Origin of the sequence: Rouxiella chamberiensis, from assembly GCF_026967475.1 — a bacterium.
In the GTDB taxonomy this organism is placed as follows: Bacteria; Pseudomonadota; Gammaproteobacteria; order Enterobacterales; family Enterobacteriaceae; genus Rouxiella; species Rouxiella chamberiensis.
Window position 1 is genome coordinate 3,053,239 of sequence record NZ_CP114058.1, and the last position, 18,011, is coordinate 3,071,249.

17 protein-coding genes are annotated in these 18,011 nt (G+C 54.4%); 9 read left to right on the forward strand and 8 right to left on the reverse strand.

What is annotated here, in order from left to right; genetic code table 11:
• The first annotated feature begins 142 nt into the window (after positions 1 to 142).
• Genes panB through panD form a run of 3 tightly spaced genes read left to right on the forward strand, consistent with a single transcriptional unit; the run spans position 143 to position 2,257 of the window.
• Complete coding sequence (panB, locus tag O1V66_RS14175; protein ID WP_045048528.1) at positions 143 to 937, forward strand: 3-methyl-2-oxobutanoate hydroxymethyltransferase; 795 nt, start codon at positions 143 to 145, stop codon at positions 935 to 937.
• Between the two features lie 28 nt (positions 938 to 965).
• A complete protein-coding gene (gene panC, locus O1V66_RS14180) occupies positions 966 to 1,820 on the forward strand; it encodes a pantoate--beta-alanine ligase (RefSeq protein ID WP_045048527.1) in 855 nt (284 codons plus the stop codon).
• 56 nt (positions 1,821 to 1,876) lie between these two features.
• The gene (panD, locus tag O1V66_RS14185; protein ID WP_045048526.1) at positions 1,877 to 2,257 is read left to right on the forward strand and encodes an aspartate 1-decarboxylase; all 381 of its coding nucleotides are present in this window, start codon (positions 1,877 to 1,879) and stop codon (positions 2,255 to 2,257) included.
• A 91-nt stretch (positions 2,258 to 2,348) separates the two neighbouring features.
• On the opposite strand, the gene O1V66_RS14190 is transcribed toward panD, so the two are convergent.
• On the reverse strand, positions 2,349 to 3,119 hold the full coding sequence (locus O1V66_RS14190; protein WP_045048525.1) for an ABC transporter permease: 771 nt from the start codon (positions 3,117 to 3,119) through the stop codon (positions 2,349 to 2,351).
• Positions 3,119 to 4,042 (reverse strand): ABC transporter ATP-binding protein, encoded by a 924-nt coding sequence (locus tag O1V66_RS14195; protein ID WP_045048524.1) that lies wholly within the window; start codon positions 4,040 to 4,042, stop codon positions 3,119 to 3,121. The genes O1V66_RS14190 and O1V66_RS14195 overlap by 1 nt, the downstream gene beginning before the upstream one ends.
• Before the next feature lie 136 nt (positions 4,043 to 4,178).
• On the opposite strand from O1V66_RS14195, the gene can reads away from it, so the two are divergent.
• Positions 4,179 to 4,832, forward strand: coding sequence for a carbonate dehydratase (gene can / locus O1V66_RS14200; protein WP_045048523.1), 654 nt, complete (start codon positions 4,179 to 4,181; stop codon positions 4,830 to 4,832).
• Between the two features lie 144 nt (positions 4,833 to 4,976).
• Here can and hpt read toward each other — a convergent pair whose 3' ends face one another.
• Both hpt and cueO read right to left on the reverse strand, forming a co-directional pair.
• Positions 4,977 to 5,513 carry a hypoxanthine phosphoribosyltransferase gene (hpt, locus tag O1V66_RS14205; protein ID WP_072045092.1) on the reverse strand — a complete coding sequence of 179 codons (537 nt, stop codon included), beginning with the start codon at positions 5,511 to 5,513 and terminating at the stop codon, positions 4,977 to 4,979.
• 154 nt (positions 5,514 to 5,667) lie between these two features.
• Positions 5,668 to 7,263 (reverse strand): multicopper oxidase CueO, encoded by a 1,596-nt coding sequence (gene cueO, locus O1V66_RS14210; RefSeq protein ID WP_045048521.1) that lies wholly within the window; start codon positions 7,261 to 7,263, stop codon positions 5,668 to 5,670.
• 266 nt (positions 7,264 to 7,529) lie between these two features.
• Between cueO and O1V66_RS14215 the strand changes: the two genes are divergently transcribed.
• The 3 genes from O1V66_RS14215 (at position 7,530) to speD (ending at position 9,764) form a co-directional block, all read left to right on the forward strand.
• Positions 7,530 to 7,877: a YacC family pilotin-like protein gene (locus tag O1V66_RS14215; protein WP_045048519.1), complete on the forward strand. Its 348-nt coding sequence runs from the start codon at positions 7,530 to 7,532 to the stop codon at positions 7,875 to 7,877.
• 188 nt (positions 7,878 to 8,065) lie between these two features.
• Entirely contained in the window at positions 8,066 to 8,968 is a 903-nt protein-coding gene (gene speE / locus O1V66_RS14220) for a polyamine aminopropyltransferase (protein ID WP_045048518.1), read from the forward strand.
• 1 nt (position 8,969) lies between these two features.
• A complete protein-coding gene (gene speD / locus O1V66_RS14225; protein ID WP_045048517.1) occupies positions 8,970 to 9,764 on the forward strand; it encodes an adenosylmethionine decarboxylase in 795 nt (264 codons plus the stop codon).
• A gap of 66 nt (positions 9,765 to 9,830) precedes the next feature.
• On the opposite strand, the gene yacL is transcribed toward speD, so the two are convergent.
• Complete coding sequence (yacL, locus tag O1V66_RS14230) at positions 9,831 to 10,196, reverse strand: protein YacL (protein WP_045048516.1); 366 nt, start codon at positions 10,194 to 10,196, stop codon at positions 9,831 to 9,833.
• Between the two features lie 100 nt (positions 10,197 to 10,296).
• On the reverse strand, positions 10,297 to 12,894 hold the full coding sequence (gene acnB, locus O1V66_RS14235; RefSeq protein WP_045048515.1) for a bifunctional aconitate hydratase 2/2-methylisocitrate dehydratase: 2,598 nt from the start codon (positions 12,892 to 12,894) through the stop codon (positions 10,297 to 10,299).
• Between the two features lie 626 nt (positions 12,895 to 13,520).
• On the opposite strand from acnB, the gene O1V66_RS14240 reads away from it, so the two are divergent.
• Complete coding sequence (locus tag O1V66_RS14240) at positions 13,521 to 13,934, forward strand: glycosyltransferase family 32 protein (protein WP_269127805.1); 414 nt, start codon at positions 13,521 to 13,523, stop codon at positions 13,932 to 13,934.
• Positions 13,843 to 14,358 (forward strand): hypothetical protein, encoded by a 516-nt coding sequence (locus tag O1V66_RS14245; protein ID WP_269127807.1) that lies wholly within the window; start codon positions 13,843 to 13,845, stop codon positions 14,356 to 14,358. Before O1V66_RS14240 ends, O1V66_RS14245 begins: the two co-directional genes overlap by 92 nt.
• Before the next feature lie 57 nt (positions 14,359 to 14,415).
• On the opposite strand, the gene lpdA is transcribed toward O1V66_RS14245, so the two are convergent.
• Together lpdA and aceF are read right to left on the reverse strand one after the other, a co-directional pair.
• The gene (lpdA, locus tag O1V66_RS14250) at positions 14,416 to 15,840 is read right to left on the reverse strand and encodes a dihydrolipoyl dehydrogenase (RefSeq protein WP_187329820.1); all 1,425 of its coding nucleotides are present in this window, start codon (positions 15,838 to 15,840) and stop codon (positions 14,416 to 14,418) included.
• Positions 15,841 to 16,077: 237 nt separating this feature from the next.
• Positions 16,078 to 18,003, reverse strand: a complete 1,926-nt coding sequence (aceF, locus tag O1V66_RS14255; RefSeq protein WP_045048513.1) for a pyruvate dehydrogenase complex dihydrolipoyllysine-residue acetyltransferase — start codon at positions 18,001 to 18,003, stop codon at positions 16,078 to 16,080.
• Positions 18,004 to 18,011: the final 8 nt, after the last annotated feature.

Here is an 18,011-nt window from a genome sequence, read left to right on the forward strand (position 1 = left end):
AATCAGTATACCCGCCGCTTCTTAGCTTGTTCTTAAGTTGTGCGATAACTCTCATCTTCTTTAAAGGTGTTACGTGATTGATGGGCCTTCCTGTAGAATAGTCGCCAGGTTTTTGGAATGTATACAAGGTTGAGACATCAAGATGAAAGCAACAACCATGAGTCAGCTGCGTCAGTGGAAACGCGACAAGCACAAATTTGCGACCATTACGGCCTACGACGCCAGTTTTGCACAACTCTTTGCCGAGCAGGGTATTCCGGTCATGCTGATAGGCGATTCCCTCGGCATGGTCGTTCAGGGGCGCGATTCCACCCTGCCCGTGCTGCTTGAAGATATCGTTTATCACACGCGCTGTGTGCGCCGTGGCGCGCCCAGGGCCTTGCTGCTTTCCGACTTGCCTTTCATGACGTACTCCACGCCGGAACAGACCTTTGACAGCGCCGCGCAACTGATGCGCGCAGGTGCCAACATGGTCAAGCTCGAAGGCGGAAGCTGGCTGTGCGATACCGTTTCCATGCTGACAGAAAGAGCCGTGCCGGTCTGTGGTCATCTCGGCCTGACCCCGCAGTCGGTCAATATTTTCGGCGGCTACAAGATTCAGGGGCGTGGCGAAGTGGCGGCCAATCAGCTGCTGCAAGACGCGCTGGCGCTCGAAAAAGCCGGGATGCAACTGCTGGTGCTCGAGTGTGTGCCGGTTGAGCTGGCGCGCCGCGTCACCGAAGAGCTGAGCATTCCTGTCATCGGCATCGGCGCAGGCAATGTGACCGACGGACAAATTCTGGTGATGCACGACGCCTTCGGCATTACCGGCGGCCATATTCCCAAGTTCGCCAAAGATTTTCTGGCCGAAGCCGGTGACATCCGCGATGCCGTGCGTTTGTATGTGAAAGAGGTCGAAGAAGGCGTTTATCCGGGCATCGAGCACAGTTATCAGTAAATTCGATTAACCAGACAGAGGCATTATCGTGTTAATTATTGAAACTCTTCCGCTGCTGCGCCGCGAAATTCGCTTCTACAAGCAGAACAACAAGCGCATTGCGCTGGTGCCGACGATGGGCAATCTGCATCAGGGCCACATGACGCTGGTCGATGAAGCCAGGGCGCGGGCCGACATCGTTATCGTCAGCATTTTCGTCAATCCCATGCAGTTCGAACGCGCCGACGATCTCGAACGTTATCCGCGCACCTTGCAGGAAGACTGCGAGAAGCTGACCAAGCGCGGCGTAGATCTGGTGTTTGCGCCTGCGCCCGCCGAAATCTACCCTAAAGGCCTGGCCCTGCAAACGCAGGTCGACGTGCCCGGTCTGTCGACCATGCTGGAAGGCGCAAGCCGTCCCGGCCATTTTCGCGGTGTCTCGACCATCGTCAGCAAGCTGTTTAATCTCGTGCAGCCCGACGTCGCCTGTTTCGGGCAAAAAGACTATCAACAGCTGGCGCTGATCCGCGCGTTGGTAGAAGATATGGGATACGATCTGGAAATCGTGGGCGTGCCGACTGTCCGCGCGAAAGACGGTCTGGCGCTGAGTTCGCGTAATGGTTATCTCACGGCCGACGAGCGAAAAATCGCGCCGCGCCTCGCCAAAATCATGAACCAGCTGGCCGCGCGACTGACGCAGGGTGAACGCCACGTCGACGAGCTGCTGGCCGACTGCGCGCAACAGCTGCGTGACGCCGGTTTCCAGCCCGACGAACTGTTCATCCGCGACGCGAAAACGCTGCGTGACTTGTCTGTCGACAGCACGTCGGCGGTTATCCTGATGGCCGCCTGGCTGGGCAAGGCGCGACTGATAGATAATCAGGAAGTCGATTTAACGGTCTAGCCCTTAACGGTTCGGCATGTAAAGGCTAGGTTGATTACGGTAACAAAGGGGAAAATATGATACGTACCATGTTGCAGGGTAAATTGCATCGCGTCCACGTGACCCATGCCGACTTGCATTACGAAGGTTCCTGCGCCATCGATCAGGATTTCCTCGACGCTTCCGGCATTCTGGAATACGAGGCTATCGATATCTATAACGTGACCAATGGCAAACGCTTTTCGACCTACGCCATCGCCGCCGAGCGCGGGTCACGCATTATCTCCGTCAACGGCGCGGCCGCGCACTGCGCAAGCGTCGACGACCTGCTGATTATCTGCTCCTACGTGCAGATGCCCGATGCGGATGCTCGTCTGCATCAGCCAAAAGTGGCCTATTTCGAAGGCGCAAACCAGCTAAAACGCACGGCGAAAGCGGTGCCGGTTCAGGTCGCCTGACCGCCTTCTCTGCATAAGAAAACGGGAGCCTCAAGCTCCCGTTTTCTTTTATATTTTCTATTGCCGCCTCAAGAGGCGTCTGGCAAAACGGTTAGCTTCTCAAACCGCGACCGCGTTCTATCAGATACCAGGCCAGCAGATAGAACACCACGATAAAGGCAACCAGCACCAGCATGGTGAACATCAGGGGCACGTCGGAGATGCCGAGGAACCCGTAACGGAATCCGCTTATCATGTAGACAATCGGGTTCAGCTTGGACACCGCCTGCCAGATTGGCGGCAGCAGCGTCAGCGAGTAGAACACCCCGCCGAGGTAGGTCAGCGGCGTCAGCACAAAGGTCGGGATCAGGCTGATGTCATCGAAGCTCGTGGCAAACACGGCATTCAGCAATCCACCGAGCGAGAACAGGATAGCCGTCAGCAGCAGTGTCAGCGCAATCACCCACCAGGAATGAATCTGCAGGTGCGTGAAGAACAGCGAGATGATGGTGACCAGAATGCCGACACAGATACCGCGCGCCACACCGCCGCCAACATAACCGGCAATAACGACGTGCGTAGGCACCGGCGCGACCAGCAGCTCTTCAATGTTGCGCTGGAACTTGGCGCTGAAGAACGACGACGCGACGTTGGCGTAGGAGTTGGTAATCACCGACATCATGATAAGACCGGGCACGATAAACTGCATGTAGCTGAAACCATGCATATCGCCGATGCGCGAACCAATCAGATTGCCGAAGATGACGAAGTAGAGAGACATGGTAATCACCGGCGGGACGAGGGTCTGCACCCAGATACGTCCAAAACGGTTGATCTCTTTCATCCAGATACTTTTCAGTGCCACCCAATACAGTTGCGACATTATTTTTTATCCTCACTGCCGTTTACCAGGGTGACAAACAGCTCTTCCAGACGGTTGGCCTTGTTACGCATGCTGAGCACCTGCACGCCCTGCTTGCTCAATTGACTGAACAGCGAGTTAAGCCCCTGTTCGCGCATCACTTCGACTTCCAGCGTCGAGGTATCCAGCAGCGTGCTGTGATAGCCTTCGAGCTTGGGAATCGAACTTTTTGCGGCCAGATCCAGCACGAAGGTTTCGGATTTCTGTTTCGCCAGCAAGGATTTCATCGAGGTATTCTCGATAAGCTCGCCGCCCTGAATGATGCCGATATTGCGACACAGCATCTCGGCTTCTTCAAGGTAATGGGTTGTCAGAATGATCGTCGTGCCCTGCGCGTTCAGCTCTTTCAAAAAGCCCCACATCGAGCGGCGCAGTTCGATGTCGACACCGGCGGTAGGTTCGTCGAGAATCAGCAGCTTGGGCTCGTGCATCAGCGCGCGGGCAATCATCAGACGGCGTTTCATCCCGCCGGACAACATGCGGGAGCGCTCGTTGCGTTTACCCCACAGATCCAGCTGGGTCAGGTATTTTTCGGCGCGGCTCAGGGCATCGCTGCGCTTCACGCCGTAGTATCCGGCCTGATTCACGACAACCTGCATCACGGTTTCGAAAGGGTTGAAGTTGAACTCCTGCGGGACCAGCCCGAGCTGGCGCTTGGCGTTGACAATATCCTTGTCGATATCGTAACCAAAGACTCTGACTTTACCGGCAGACTTGTTTACCAGCGAGCTGATAATGCCTATCGTCGTGGACTTGCCGGCACCGTTCGGGCCCAGCAGGGCGTAGAAATCGCCCGCTTCCACGCGTAAGTCAATGCCGCGCAGGGCTTGCACACCGCCTGCGTAAGTCTTGGTTAACTTCTCCAGTTCCAATGCGTATGTCATAAGTGAAGTCTTACCTTGTTTTAAACGAATAGTTATCTTTATTTAACGATTGGGTTATACAGAACCCTTTTGATTTTCATTGGAGTTGTCCTATATTACCCCAACGTAGACGCTTTCTTACAGGCTATTAACTTTCATGAAAGATATCGAAACGCTGATCAGCAACAATGCTGCCTGGTCAAAAATTATGGAAGAGGAAGATCCTGGCTTCTTCGAACGCCTCTCTCTTGCTCAAAAACCACGCTTTCTGTGGATTGGCTGCTCCGACAGCCGTGTTCCCGCCGAACGCCTGACCGGACTCGAACCCGGCGAACTTTTCGTTCACCGCAACGTGGCCAACCTGGTGATTCACACCGACCTCAACTGCCTGTCCGTCGTGCAATATGCTATCGACGTACTGGAAGTCGAACACGTCATTATCTGTGGCCACCACGGCTGCGGCGGTGTGAAGGCGGCAATCGAAAACCCTGAACTGGGGCTAATCGACAACTGGCTGCTGCACATTCGCGACATCTATTTCAAACACGGCAATGCCTTGAGCGAACTGGAACCGGATGACCGACTGAATAAACTCTGCGAACTCAACGTGGTTGAACAGGTGTATAACCTGGGTCACTCCACCGTGATGCGCAGCGCGTGGAAACGCGGGCAGAATATCACTCTGCACGGCTGGGTCTACGGACTTCAGGACGGGCGTCTGCGCGACCTGGACATCACGTCCACCAGCCGCGACATGCTTGAACAGCGCTATCATCAGGGTGTCGCTGCGCTGGTTGATCAAACCCGATAAACGCGGCCTGACCTACCCGCACGTGCCAATAATAACGCCCCGAATTGTATTACAATCGGGGCGTTAAACCTTTCCACTCTGTGCCTTATCTTTCTGCCCACAAGCGTAGCAGATAACACGAGGCGTCAAGCCTGAAAGCGGGGCTTACTCTTCGAGCATGGTGACTTTGCCGACGTACGGAAGGTGGCGATAACGCTGCGCATAGTCAATGCCATAGCCGACCACAAACTCGTCGGGAATGGTGAAACCTACATATTCCACCGTCACATCCACTTCGCGGCGCTCGGGTTTGTCGAGCAGCGTACAGATGGCCAGCGATTTAGGTCCCCGCAGTTTGAAAATCTCGCGCACCTTGCTCAGCGTGTTGCCCGAATCGATGATGTCTTCGACGATAAGCACATCCTTGCCGCGAATATCTTCATCCAGGTCTTTCAGGATTTTCACGTCACGCGTGGAAGACATGCCGTTGCCGTAGCTCGAAGCTGTCATGAAATCGACTTCATGCGGCACGTCGATGGCGCGGCAGAGGTCGGCCATAAACATAAAGGATCCGCGCAACAGCCCGACCAGCACCATCTCACTGCCGCTGTCGCGGTAATGTTCTGTTATCTCGCGGCCCAACTCGGCAATACGGGTTTTTACTTCCTGCTCGGAAATCATTACGTCTACAGTGTGTTTCATATAAAACCTGGCTACCTGAAAATAAAATGAGTCCTGCCACCAGTATGATCGATGGCAGTCTTTAGCGCGCGGGGAGTATAGCAAAGAACGTTGCGCAACAAGAACCTCTTCCCTTGCGCGTTACGCAGAATGACCGCCGCGCAGTGACGCGGACTCAGGCCACCGTAAACGAGAGCATCATGCCGGTGTCTTCATGTTCCAGAAGATGGCAGTGCGCCATGTAGGCGTGATTCGCGTCGGCGAGATGGTTGAAGCGCACCAGCACCTCGCTGCGCCCGCCCTCAACGCGCACAGTATCTTTCCAGCCCTGACGATGCGCCGCGACCGGCTTTCCGTTTTCGCCGAGAATGCGGAACTGCGTGCCGTGAATGTGGAAAGGATGCAGCATCATGTCGCCCTCGCCGGAAATCGTCCATCGCTCGTACTGACCCTGCTTCACCGCAAACGCCGGATGATGCATGTCGTAGGCCTTGCCGTTAATCTTGTTGGCCGTCATCAGGTCCAGCTTCGCGGCGTCATGCGTCATGCCCGGCATCGACGACATGTCTCCCTGCGAATGCGCAGACATGCCGGGCATCGCCGCCATGCCTGCGTCGCCGTGATCCATGCTCATCCCGGCCATCGCGCCGTGCCCGTATTTGTCCATCAGCGCCTGCATGCCCTGCCGGTCAAGCTGCGGGTCCATCATCAGTTGAAGCCAGCGCGTCGGCAGCCCGTCCAGCGCCGGTTGCGCAGGCAGGGCAATCAGCGAGTCTGGCAACTGTCCGCCCGACTGTGTCAGCGTGGGCTGGATTTTCAACACGGCCAGCGGCTTGTCGAACGGCGCGAGCGTCATGCCCATCTGAGTCACCGGCAAGGTCTGTAAATCAAAGGCTTTACCGTCGGAACAATCGACCATCACCTCGAAACGTTCGCCGGTGAGCATCGGCAGGTCGCTGACCTTGACCGGCTCTGCAAGGAATCCGCCGTCGCTTGCGATAACATAAAGCGGCCGACCGTCGCTGGTCGCAAGATGCAGGGAACGCGCATTACAGCCGTTCAGCAACCGCAGGCGCAGCCAGCCGCGCGACACGCCGTGCTGCGGATAGATAACGCCGTTGGTCATCATGTGCTGACCAAACCAGCCGGTGGCGGCGGTCATGACATCGAGCTGATAATCAATCTGACCGGCCTCGTCGAGGCGTTTGTCCTGAAGAATGACGGGAATGTCGTCCACGCCCCAGCGCGAAGGAATCTTGAGCTTGTCGCCTTCCTCGTCATCGATAACCACCATTCCAGCAAGCCCCTTGGCCACCTGATAACCGCTGGTTTGATGAGGATGGGGGTGAAACCAGCAGGTCGCCGCAGGCTGATCCACCTTGAAGTGCACCTCGCGGCTGGCGCCGGGTGCAATCATCGCCTGCGGGCCGCCGTCGACTTCGCCCGGAATTTCGAGACCGTGCCAATGCACCGTGCTGGCATCGGGCAGCGCGTTTTTAACGATGACGCCGACCGACTTGCCGCGGCGCAATCGGATGACGGGCCCCAGCAGGTTGCCGTTGATGCCCCAGGTCGAGGTCATCACTCCCGGCACGAACGGGCTTTTCCCCTGCTGCAACGTAAGGCGATAGGTTCCTCTGACATCGGGTTGCAGAATTTCGGGTATCGGCAATGCAGGACGCGAGGCGGCAAAAGCCGGGCGGCTCCACGTGGGCAGCGTAGCCACACCGCCATAGAGCGCCGCCAGCTTGATAAAATCTCGACGATGCATAGTCGGTCCTTTTGGGTGTCGGAAGAGTGTCCAGATAGCATTAGACTAAACCTTTACCCAAGGTTAAGGTCAAGTCGAACTCGGTAAGTCAAAAACCAATGTAAAAGAAATTTATGTGCGCTGTAGCAAATATGGTAACGTCAATTGGATAAATTACGGGCCTAATCATCATTATGACGAATACTTTTAATGTCGTTAAGACACTGTTGCTTGCCAGTTTCCGGACGCTGGCAAAGAAAAATTCATCCGCAAAAACAAGGCAGAGCATGAAAAAAACCACCCTGAGTCTGCTATTGCTGACCTTACTTGGATTCTCCTCTGCCAGCCAGGCACTTACCGAACCCGAAGCGGAAGATCTCGCCGATCTGACCGCCGTGTTTGTCTATCTTAAAAATAATTGCGGCTACGAGCAGTTGCCCAACACCCAGATAAAACGGGCAATCATCTATTTTGCCCAGCAGAATCATTGGGATTTGACCAATTACAGCGCCTATGACATGCAGGCTCTGGGTGAAGACAGCTACCGCGACCTCAGCGGCATTGCTATCGCCAAACCGGTTAAATGCAAATCTCTGGCGCGCGACTCCCTCGGCCTTCTGACCTACACCAATTAATATCTCCCGCCTCGCCCCTGTTTCCCCGGGGGTGAGCTAAAATCTCTAGTTGTGCCCCATCTATCCCAATAAAACGCTGGCCATCGTGGCTTTCATGGCGGGAATTTGACCGTGCATGCCGCGTTCGAGTTAGCTATCATACCGCGCCAATTTTCATGGCTGCGAGTACTCAGGAGAAGGGTAAGACTATGTCTCAAAAGGTATCCGGGAAAGAAATTTGGTATGAGACGCTGCACGACAGTTTCGGCCAGTATTTCAGTGTTGAAAAAGAGTTATACCGCGATAAAACCGAACACCAGGATCTGGTGATTTTCGAGAACGCCGCGCTGGGTCGCGTGATGGCGCTCGACGGCGTGGTACAAACTACCGAACGTGACGAGTTTATCTATCACGAGATGATGACCCACGTTCCGCTGCTCGCGCACGGTAATGCGCGCAAGGTGCTGATTATCGGCGGTGGCGACGGCGGCATGCTGCGCGAAGTCTGCCGACACAATACGGTAGAACATATCACGATGGTGGAGATAGATGCCGGTGTGGTCGAGTTCTGCCGCCAGTATCTGCCCGACCATAATGCCGGTTCCTTTGACGATGCCCGTTTCAATCTGGTGATTGAAGACGGCGTTAATTTCGTCAATCAGACCGAGCAGACCTTCGACGTGATCATCTCCGACTGCACCGACCCTATCGGGCCAGGCGAAAGCCTGTTTACCTCGGCTTTCTATGAAGGATGCGCGCGCTGTCTGAATCCGGGCGGTATTTTCGTGGCGCAAAACGGCGTCTGCTTCCTGCAGCAGGATGAAGCGGTCAACAGCCATCAGAAGCTCAGTCACTATTTTGAAGACGTCAGCTTCTATCAGGCGGCGATCCCGACCTATTACGGCGGCATCATGACCTTTGCCTGGGCGACCAACAATCCCGCGTATCGCCAGATTGATTCCACCGAACTTCAGGCGCGCTTTGCCGCCTCCGGTATTGTCAGCCGTTATTACAATCCGGCCATTCATTACGGCAGCTTTGCCCTGCCGCAATATCTGCTGAATGCGCTTTCGGCTTCATGCCAGGACGGTATCCACAAGGAGGTGAACTAAATTGCAAAAGCTGAAACTGCACGGTTTCAATAACCTGACCAAAAGCCTGAGTTTTTGTATCTATGATATCTGCTATGCCAAGACCGCAGACGACCGCGACGGCTATATCGCTTACATAGACAAAGAGTACAACGCTAACCGCCTGACGGAAATTCTCACCGAAACCTGCTCGATTATTGGTGCGAACATCCTCAATGTTGCGCGTCAGGACTATGAACCTCAGGGTGCTAGCGTGACGATTCTGGTGAGCGAAGAGCCGATGGACCCCAAAGACGTCGACACTTCCGAGCATCCGGGTCCGCTGCCAAGCTCAGTGGTCGCGCATCTCGACAAGAGTCACATCTGCGTGCACACCTATCCGGAGAGTCATCCGGAAGGCGGACTTTGCACCTTCCGTGCCGATATCGAAGTGTCGACCTGTGGGGTCATTTCACCGCTTAAAGCGCTTAACTACCTGATTCATCAGCTTGAATCGGATATCGTGACCATCGATTATCGCGTGCGTGGTTTTACCCGCGACATCAACGGCGTCAAGCACTATATCGATCACTCGATAAACTCGATTCAGAACTTCATGTCCGAAAACATGAAATCACTCTACGACATGATGGACGTAAACGTTTATCAGGAAAATATTTTCCATACCAAGATGATGCTGAAGGATTTCGATCTGGAACATTATCTGTTCAACGCCAGGCCCGATGAACTGAGCGCGGCGGAACGCAAGGAGATTACCGATCTGCTGTACAAGGAGATGCAGGAAATCTACTACGGAAGAAACATTCCACATCTCTAGAATCCGGGCCGCCTGTCTTTCGAGAGTGCGGCCTTTTTCAGACGATGATTCAGGCAGCGAGGGGCGTTAGCGATAAGTGACGATAAAGGCGCGATACTTCTCAAGAACCCGCAGAAAATCTTCGATACCGCAGAAAGACAGGCTCTCTTCGTCGTAATAATTCATGCCTTCTTCCATGCCGTCGCTTTCGAGATCCAGCTGGTTGGCTCTCACCATAACCTCTTCGCCATCCAGCCAAAGCGTGTATTCGCGACCTTCCATCTGCCAGGTACGTTCACTGCCTTTCAACTCGGCGGCGGCGGCTTCGATTTTGTCAAGCAGGCCGAGATCGCCATCGATCTCTTCATTCAGCCAGTGGCCAATCACTTCATGACCCATTGAAAAACGGGCCTTTATTTGCCCGGTGATATCACGCAGGAAATCATAATCCATGGTCTCATCTCCCGATTGGCATTAAGACTTATTATAGAAACACATCAATAAAAAAAGGAGGCCGAAGCCTCCTTATTGTTCTGTCGCGCAATATAGCGATTTAAAGGGCGGTTTGGAAGATCACACCGTCAGCTTTATCGGTATATTCGCTCAACTTGTCGAAGTTCAGATAACGATAGGTATCTACCGCCGTCTTGTCGACTTCTGCCATGTAGCTCAGATACTCTTCCGGCGTTGGCAAACGACCCAGCAGCGATGCGATGGCGGCAAGCTCGGCCGACGCCAGATACACGTTCGCGCCATTACCCAGACGGTTCGGGAAGTTACGCGTCGACGTCGAAACGACCGTTGAACCGTCGGCGACACGCGCCTGGTTACCCATGCACAGTGAACAGCCCGGGATCTCGACACGCGCCCCGCTTTTGCCGAAGACGCTGTAATAGCCCTCTTCGGTCAGCTGCGCGGCATCCATTTTGGTTGGCGGAGCAACCCACAGACGGGTTGGCAAGGCACCTTTATGGCTGTCGAGCAACTTACCGGCCGCACGGAAGTGACCGATGTTGGTCATGCACGAACCGATAAACACTTCGTCAATCTTGCTGTTGGCAACACTCGACAGCAGACGGGCATCGTCGGGATCGTTTGGCGCGCACAGGATAGGCTCTTTTATCTCGTTCAGATCGATTTCGATGATCGCTGCGTATTCGGCGTCGGCATCGGCTTCGAGCAGTGTCGGGTTCGCCAGCCACTCTTCCATGCCGGTGATGCGGCGCTCGATGGTGCGGCGATCGCCATAACCTTCGGAGATCATCCACTTCAGCAACACGATGTTGGAGCTGAGGTACTCTTTGATAGGCGCCTGATCAAGCTTGATGGTACAGCCCGCCGCAGAACGTTCTGCCGAGGCATCGGCCAGTTCGAACGCCTGCTCGACTTTCAGATCCGGCAATCCTTCGATTTCAAGAATACGGCCCGAGAAGAGGTTTTTCTTGCCTTTTTTCTCGACGGTCAGATGCCCTTCCTGAATCGCATAATAAGGAATGGCGTGAACCAGATCGCGCAGAGTAATGCCGGGCTGCATGGTGCCCTTGAAGCGCACCAATACCGACTCGGGCATGTCCAGAGGCATCACGCCCGTGGCGGCCGCGAAGGCAACCAGACCGGAACCCGCCGGGAAGGAGATGCCGATAGGGAAACGGGTGTGGGAGTCACCGCCGGTGCCTACGGTATCAGGCAGCAGCATACGGTTCAGCCAGGAGTGGATGATGCCGTCGCCCGGACGCAGCGACACACCGCCGCGGTTCATGATGAAGTCAGGCAGCGTGTGGTGCGTGGTGACGTCAACCGGTTTTGGATAGGCTGCAGTATGGCAGAACGACTGCATGACCAGATCGGCGGAGAAGCCCAGACAGGCCAGGTCTTTCAGCTCGTCACGGGTCATCGGACCGGTGGTGTCCTGAGAACCTACCGAGGTCATTTTCGGTTCGCAATATTCGTTTGGACGAATACCTTCGACGCCACAGGCACGACCCACCATTTTCTGTGCCAGCGAGAAGCCCTTGGTGCTGTCGGCGACAGGCTTGGCAACGCGGAAGACATCGCTTGGCGGCAACTTCAGAGATTCGCGGGCTTTCGTGGTTAAACCACGGCCGATAATCAGCGGGATACGACCGCCTGCACGCACTTCATCAAGCAGTACGTCGGTTTTCAGCTCGAAGTTGGCAAGGATCTCTTGGGTTTCGTAGTTACGCACTTCGCCAAGATAAGGGTAGATGTCGATAACATCGCCCATATTCAGGTTGGAAACGTCCACTTCGATAGGCAACGCACCGGCATCTTCAAGGGTATTGAAGAAGATAGGCGCAATCTTGCCGCCGAGCACCACACCGCCGCCTTTCTTGTTCGGCATGTAGGGGATGTCATCGCCCATGAACCACAGTACGGAGTTGGTCGCGGATTTACGCGAAGAACCGGTACCGACCACGTCACCGACATACGCCAGCGGGAAGCCTTTCTTGTTCAGTTCATCGATTTGCTTGATAGGACCAATGCTGCCGGGTTGATCGGGATGAATACCCTCACGTTCGTTTTTCAGCATGGCCAGCGCGTGCAGAGGGATGTCGGGACGAGACCAGGCATCAGGCGCAGGCGACAAATCATCGGTGTTGGTTTCACCGGTTACCTTGAAAACGGTAACGGTGAGTTTTTCAGCCAGTTTAGGACGCGAGGTATACCATTCGGCATCGGCCCAGGACTGAATAATCTGTTTGGCGAAGGGGTTGCCCGCCTTGGATTTTTCTTCTACATCGTAGAAGTTATCAAACATCAGCAGCGTGTTCGACAGCGCTTTTGCGGCAATCGGTGCCAGCTTTTCGCTCTCGAGTGCTTCGATCAGCGGATGAATGTTGTAGCCGCCCTGCATCGTGCCAAGCAGTTCTACAGCTTTCTCGGGAGTGACCAGCGGAGATGTGGTTTCGCCTTTGGCAACGGCTGCCAGGAACCCGGCCTTGACATAGGCGGCTTCGTCAACGCCCGGCGGTACGCGGTTAATCAGCAGGTCCAGCAGCGTTTCTTCTTCACCTTCAGACGGGTTCTTCAGGGATTCAACCAGTGCGGCCATTTGTGAAGCATCAAGCGGCTTAGGGACGATACCCTCTGCGGCACGCTCGGCTACGTGCTTACGGTATTCTTCTAGCACGACTCTCTCCTCGCTCTCATTGTCATTTATTATGTCCAGGACAGGCCTGGTTCCGACATCAATCAGCGAAAAACCCGTAGGTCAACGCGGCCTGAAAACAGGTTTAAATGTGGTCAATGCCGGATCACGGCGGGTATGTCTTGTATGAGGCGAAGCGAAACATCCTGAACGCTTAGCGACGACAGTCCCCGGTTGCGCTGTGGCAGCATAGCAGGGTTTAACGTACTTGTTAATTCGTTCACAAAAAAGCAACATAAAATATTTGCTGAATCGTTAAGCACAGTGAGATCCACTCCCCTTCGTCGGCTCATCTCCTGCTCATTTTGATGACATCCGACCGCCATGCGCTTTATCCCCTCATAAAGTGCGGAATTACCCTATCACACGGCACGATTCCCCGTTAGTTTCTTTGTCGGCTGAAATTCGTATCTCTCTGAAAATCCCGCCCTGGTCTTGTCACAATACTTACCCAAAGTTTACAATTTTCGCAAATTGTGCAGAACCACCAAATTTCAGTCTAACGTGCTGATTTATATTAAATGATTGAGGTTTTTTTATACCAGCAGGTAGGAATCCGCTCAATCCAGAATGCATTAAAGCAGGAAAATCTTTACAGGAATGCGCAGATGAAAATACCTCGAATAATTCACCAGGTTCACACTCTAGGTATGGACAAGTTCAGGCCGGACATTCTGAATACGATTGCGAGAAACAAAGATATCAATCCGGGCTGGGAACATCGCTTTTATGATTACAACGGCATGGTGGCCTTCATCAAGGAACATTATGAAGCGCGATACCTGAAAGCCTTCCTGCGTATCAATCCCCATTATGGAGCCGCCCAGGCCGATTTCTTCCGGTATCTGGTAATGAATAAAGTGGGTGGCGTCTATCTGGATGTCAAAAGTTACTGCATCAAACCGCTCGACGAGATTATCCGCGAAGACGATGAGTTCGTGGTGGTTCGAGTGGAATGGTCATCCACAAGGCAAATACGAAAATCACGGTGCCCATGCGGAAATTGCCAGACCCGGCGGTGAATATCAGCAGTGGAATATCATCTCGACGCCCGGCAACAAGTACATTGATGCCGTGGTGAAAGGCGTGCTGTCGAATATCGAAAATTACCACTATTCCAGGCAGGGCGTGGGCTGGAAGGGCGTGATTGTCACCACGGGACCTATTGTCTATACCAATGCCATCGAATCGGTCAATGACGGGATTGGAATAAGGCTGGCAGGAAATCACGAGGCAAACGGCATCGTCTATATGGACGAAACCATCAGGCGAGTGAAGGGGACCCACTACTCCCAACGGTTCTCCTATATTGTGGACTCGGGTTTAGGGCATAACATCCTGTCCTACATTCATGGCTCCCCTTCCCTCATTCTCATCTGGTATCGCCGTGCCGTGGGTATAAAAAGAAAAATCCTTTCTCTTCGGGCTTCCGGATTAAGTCGATAAAACAAAAAAAACGGCCCCTTTTCAGGCGCCGTTTTATTGCGATATCGCGTCAAAAAATTACTTTTTCTTGGCTTTCGCGTTTGGCAGGTCAGTGATGCTACCTTCGTAAATCTCGGCAGCCAGACCCACGGATTCATGCAGCGTCGGGTGCGCATGAATGGTCAGCGCCAGGTCTTCGGCATCGCAACCCATTTCGATTGCCAGACCGATTTCACCCAGCAGCTCGCCGCCGTTGGTGCCGACAATCGCGCCGCCGATAACACGGTTGGACTCTTTGTCGAAGATAAGCTTGGTCATGCCTTCAGCGCAGTCAGACGCGATTGCGCGACCTGATGCCGCCCAGGGGAAGGTCGCCGTTTCATAGCTGATACCCTTCTCTTTGGCTTCTTTTTCGGTCAGACCCACCCAGGCAACTTCCGGCTCGGTATAGGCGATGGAAGGAATGACCTTCGGATCGAAATAATGTTTCTTGCCGGAGATGACTTCCGCCGCCACGTGACCTTCGTGCACACCCTTGTGCGCCAGCATTGGCTGACCCACGATATCGCCGATAGCGAAAATGTGTGGCACGTTGGTGCGCATCTGCTTGTCGACGTGGATGAAACCACGATCGTCGACTTCAACGCCAGCCGCGCCCGCTTCCAGAGATTTACCGTTCGGCACACGACCGATAGCCACCAGCACCGCGTCATAACGCTGAGGTTCGGCCGGTGCTTTCTTGCCTTCCATCGTCACATAGATGCCGTCTTCTTTGGCTTCTACATTGGTGACTTTGGTTTCCAGCATCAGATTGAACTGCTTGCTGATTTTCTTGGTGAAGACTTTCACCACGTCTTTGTCGGCCGCCGGGATCACCTGATCAAACATTTCGACCACGTCGATGCTTGAACCCAGAGCGTGATATACGGTCGCCATTTCCAGACCGATGATACCGCCACCCATGACCAGCAGACGCTCGGGAACGGTTTTCAGCTCCAGCGCATCGGTAGAATCCCAGACGCGTGGGTCATCATGAGGAATGAAAGGCAGAGTAATAGGACGAGAACCCGCTGCGATAATCGCATTGTCGAAGTTGATGGTGGTCGCGCCGCCTTCACCTTCCACCACCAGCGTATTGGCACCGGTAAATTTGCCCAGACCGTTGACCACCTTGACCTTGCGGCCTTTCGCCATGCCTGACAGACCGCCAGTCAGCTGGTTGATCACCTTCTCTTTCCAGGAACGAATCTTGTCGATATCGGTTTTCGGCTCGCCGAACACAATACCGTGTGCTTCCAGCGCCTTGGCTTCTGAAATCACTTTGGCTACGTGCAGCAGCGCTTTGGAAGGGATACAGCCGACGTTGAGGCAAACACCACCGAGAGTGGCATAACGCTCGACCAGAACGGTTTCAAGACCTAAGTCAGCACAACGGAAAGCGGCAGAATAGCCTGCAGGACCAGCCCCAAGTACCACGACCTGAGTTTTAATTTCTGTACTCATCATGACCTCTTAATTGTTTGTCCGGCGGGTCAGACGTCTGTCAAAACGCATTCAAATGCAGAATGCAGTACGCAACGCCCTTCATCCACCGGGACGCATACACCGCCAGAAGTTTACAGAATTGTTAAAATTCTGCAAACAAACTTCGGGTGACCTGTGTCTCAACAACCTTGTCGACCCGCCGGGTCGCAAGATCCGTGTCAAAAACAAGGCCGGCATGAGCCGGCCTCATAACAATTACATAACCAGACGACGAATATCTGACATTATCGTGCCGATATAGGCAGCGAATCGTGCGCCGGCCGCACCATCGATCACGCGGTGGTCGAAGGACAGAGACAGCGGCAACATCAGACGTGGCTGGAACGCCTTGCCATCCCAAACAGGCTTGATGGACGATTTCGACACGCCCAGGATAGCCACTTCCGGCGCATTGACGATTGGCGTAAACGCCGTGCCGCCGATGCCGCCCAGACTGGAGATGGTGAAACAGCCGCCCTGCATGTCGGATGCCGTCAGCTTGCCGTCGCGCGCTTTCTTGGAAATCACGCTCAGTTCGCGTGAAAGCTCGACGATGCCTTTCTTGTTCACGTCGCGGAATACCGGCACAACCAGACCGTTTGGCGTATCAACCGCCACACCGATGTTGATGTACTTTTTCAACGTCAGTTTTTGCGCGTCGGCAGAGATTGAGCTGTTAAAGCGTGGGAACTCTTCCAGCGCCTTGGCAACGGCTTTCATGATGAAGACCAGCGGCGTGATTTTCACGTCGAGTTTCTTCTTCTCTGCTTCCACGTTCTGCTGTTTGCGGAACTCTTCGACTTCGGTGATATCGGCTTCGTCGAACTGCGTAACGTGCGGGATCATGACCCAGTTACGGCTCAGGTTGGCACCGGAGATCTTCTGAATACGACCCAGCTCGACTTCTTCGATTTCACCGAATTTGCTGTAATCCACTTTCGGCCAAGGCAGCATGCCCGGCAGACCGCCACCCGCTTGTGCAGCGGCGGCAGGAGCAGTTTCGGCACGCTTGACGGCGTCTTTCACATAAGCCTGAACGTCTTCGCGCAGGATACGACCTTTACGGCCGGTGCCTTTCACTTTGGACAGGTTTACGCCAAATTCGCGCGCCAGACGACGGATAACCGGCGTTGCATGCACGTAGGCATCGTTCTCGGAGAACTCGCCTTTGCTCTCGGCAGCAGCAGCAGGGGCCGGAGCCGCCGCTTTTTGTTCCTGTTTCGCAGGCGCAGCCGCTTCTTCTTTCTTGGCCGGTGCAGCAGCAGGCGCAGCGCCTTCTACTTCAAAGACCATAATCAGAGAACCGGTGCTGACTTTATCGCCCGCAGAGATTTTAATTTCTTTAACTTTACCGGCGAACGGCGCAGGGACTTCCATTGAGGCCTTGTCGCCTTCAACGGTGATCAGTGACTGTTCGGCAGCCACGTTGTCGCCCACTTTCACCATGATTTCGGTGACTTCAACTTCGTCGCCGCCGATATCCGGTACGCTGACTTCCTTGCTGCCGGAAGCCGCAGGTGCCGCCGCCGCAGGTTGCTCTTCGGCTTTCGCTTCTTCTTTGGCCGCTGGCGCCGCAGCGCCGGAGCCTGCGACTTCAAAGACCATGATCAGAGAGCCGGTGCTGACTTTGTCGCCCGCAGCGATTTTAATCTCTTTAACCGTACCCGCGAATGGCGCAGGCACTTCCATTGAGGCCTTGTCGCCTTCAACGTTGATGACGGACTGTTCGGCTTCAACCTTGTCGCCCACTTTCACCAGAATCTCGGTGACTTCAACTTCGTCGCCGCCGATGTCCGGTACGTTGACTTCCCTGCTTTCGCTGGAAGCCGCCGCCGCAGGTTTCTCTTCGGTTTTCGCTTCTTCTTTGGCGGCCGGTTTTTCTTCGGCTTTAGCCGGTGCCGCAGCACCGTCCGCATCGTCGAAGACAAAAATCAGCTTGCCGGTTTCGACGGTATCGCCCACCGAAACTTTAATTTCTTTCACGACACCGGCCTGCGGGGAAGGGACTTCCATCGAGGCCTTGTCGCCTTCGACCACAATCAGTGATTGCTCGGCTTCAACCTTGTCGCCCACCTTCACCAGCACTTCGGTGACTTCTACTGCATCGGCACCAATGTCCGGTACATTAATTTCAATAGCCATCTGTCTTT

Excerpts from the sequence above, each read along its gene's own strand:
- panB (WP_045048528.1), top strand. The coding sequence starts at position 143 with ATGAAAGCAACAACCATGAGTCAGCTGCGTCAGTGGAAACGCGACAAG.
- panD (WP_045048526.1), top strand. The coding sequence starts at position 1,877 with ATGATACGTACCATGTTGCAGGGTAAATTGCATCGCGTCCACGTGACC.
- O1V66_RS14190 (WP_045048525.1), bottom strand. The coding sequence starts at position 3,119 with ATGTCGCAACTGTATTGGGTGGCACTGAAAAGTATCTGGATGAAAGAG.
- O1V66_RS14195 (WP_045048524.1), bottom strand. The coding sequence starts at position 4,042 with ATGACATACGCATTGGAACTGGAGAAGTTAACCAAGACTTACGCAGGC.
- can (WP_045048523.1), top strand. The coding sequence starts at position 4,179 with ATGAAAGATATCGAAACGCTGATCAGCAACAATGCTGCCTGGTCAAAA.
- hpt (WP_072045092.1), bottom strand. The coding sequence starts at position 5,513 with ATGAAACACACTGTAGACGTAATGATTTCCGAGCAGGAAGTAAAAACC.
- cueO (WP_045048521.1), bottom strand. The coding sequence starts at position 7,263 with ATGCATCGTCGAGATTTTATCAAGCTGGCGGCGCTCTATGGCGGTGTG.
- O1V66_RS14215 (WP_045048519.1), top strand. The coding sequence starts at position 7,530 with ATGAAAAAAACCACCCTGAGTCTGCTATTGCTGACCTTACTTGGATTC.
- speE (WP_045048518.1), top strand. The coding sequence starts at position 8,066 with ATGTCTCAAAAGGTATCCGGGAAAGAAATTTGGTATGAGACGCTGCAC.
- yacL (WP_045048516.1), bottom strand. The coding sequence starts at position 10,196 with ATGGATTATGATTTCCTGCGTGATATCACCGGGCAAATAAAGGCCCGT.
- O1V66_RS14240 (WP_269127805.1), top strand. The coding sequence starts at position 13,521 with ATGAAAATACCTCGAATAATTCACCAGGTTCACACTCTAGGTATGGAC.
- O1V66_RS14245 (WP_269127807.1), top strand. The coding sequence starts at position 13,843 with ATGAGTTCGTGGTGGTTCGAGTGGAATGGTCATCCACAAGGCAAATAC.
- lpdA (WP_187329820.1), bottom strand. The coding sequence starts at position 15,840 with ATGAGTACAGAAATTAAAACTCAGGTCGTGGTACTTGGGGCTGGTCCT.
- aceF (WP_045048513.1), bottom strand. The coding sequence starts at position 18,003 with ATGGCTATTGAAATTAATGTACCGGACATTGGTGCCGATGCAGTAGAA.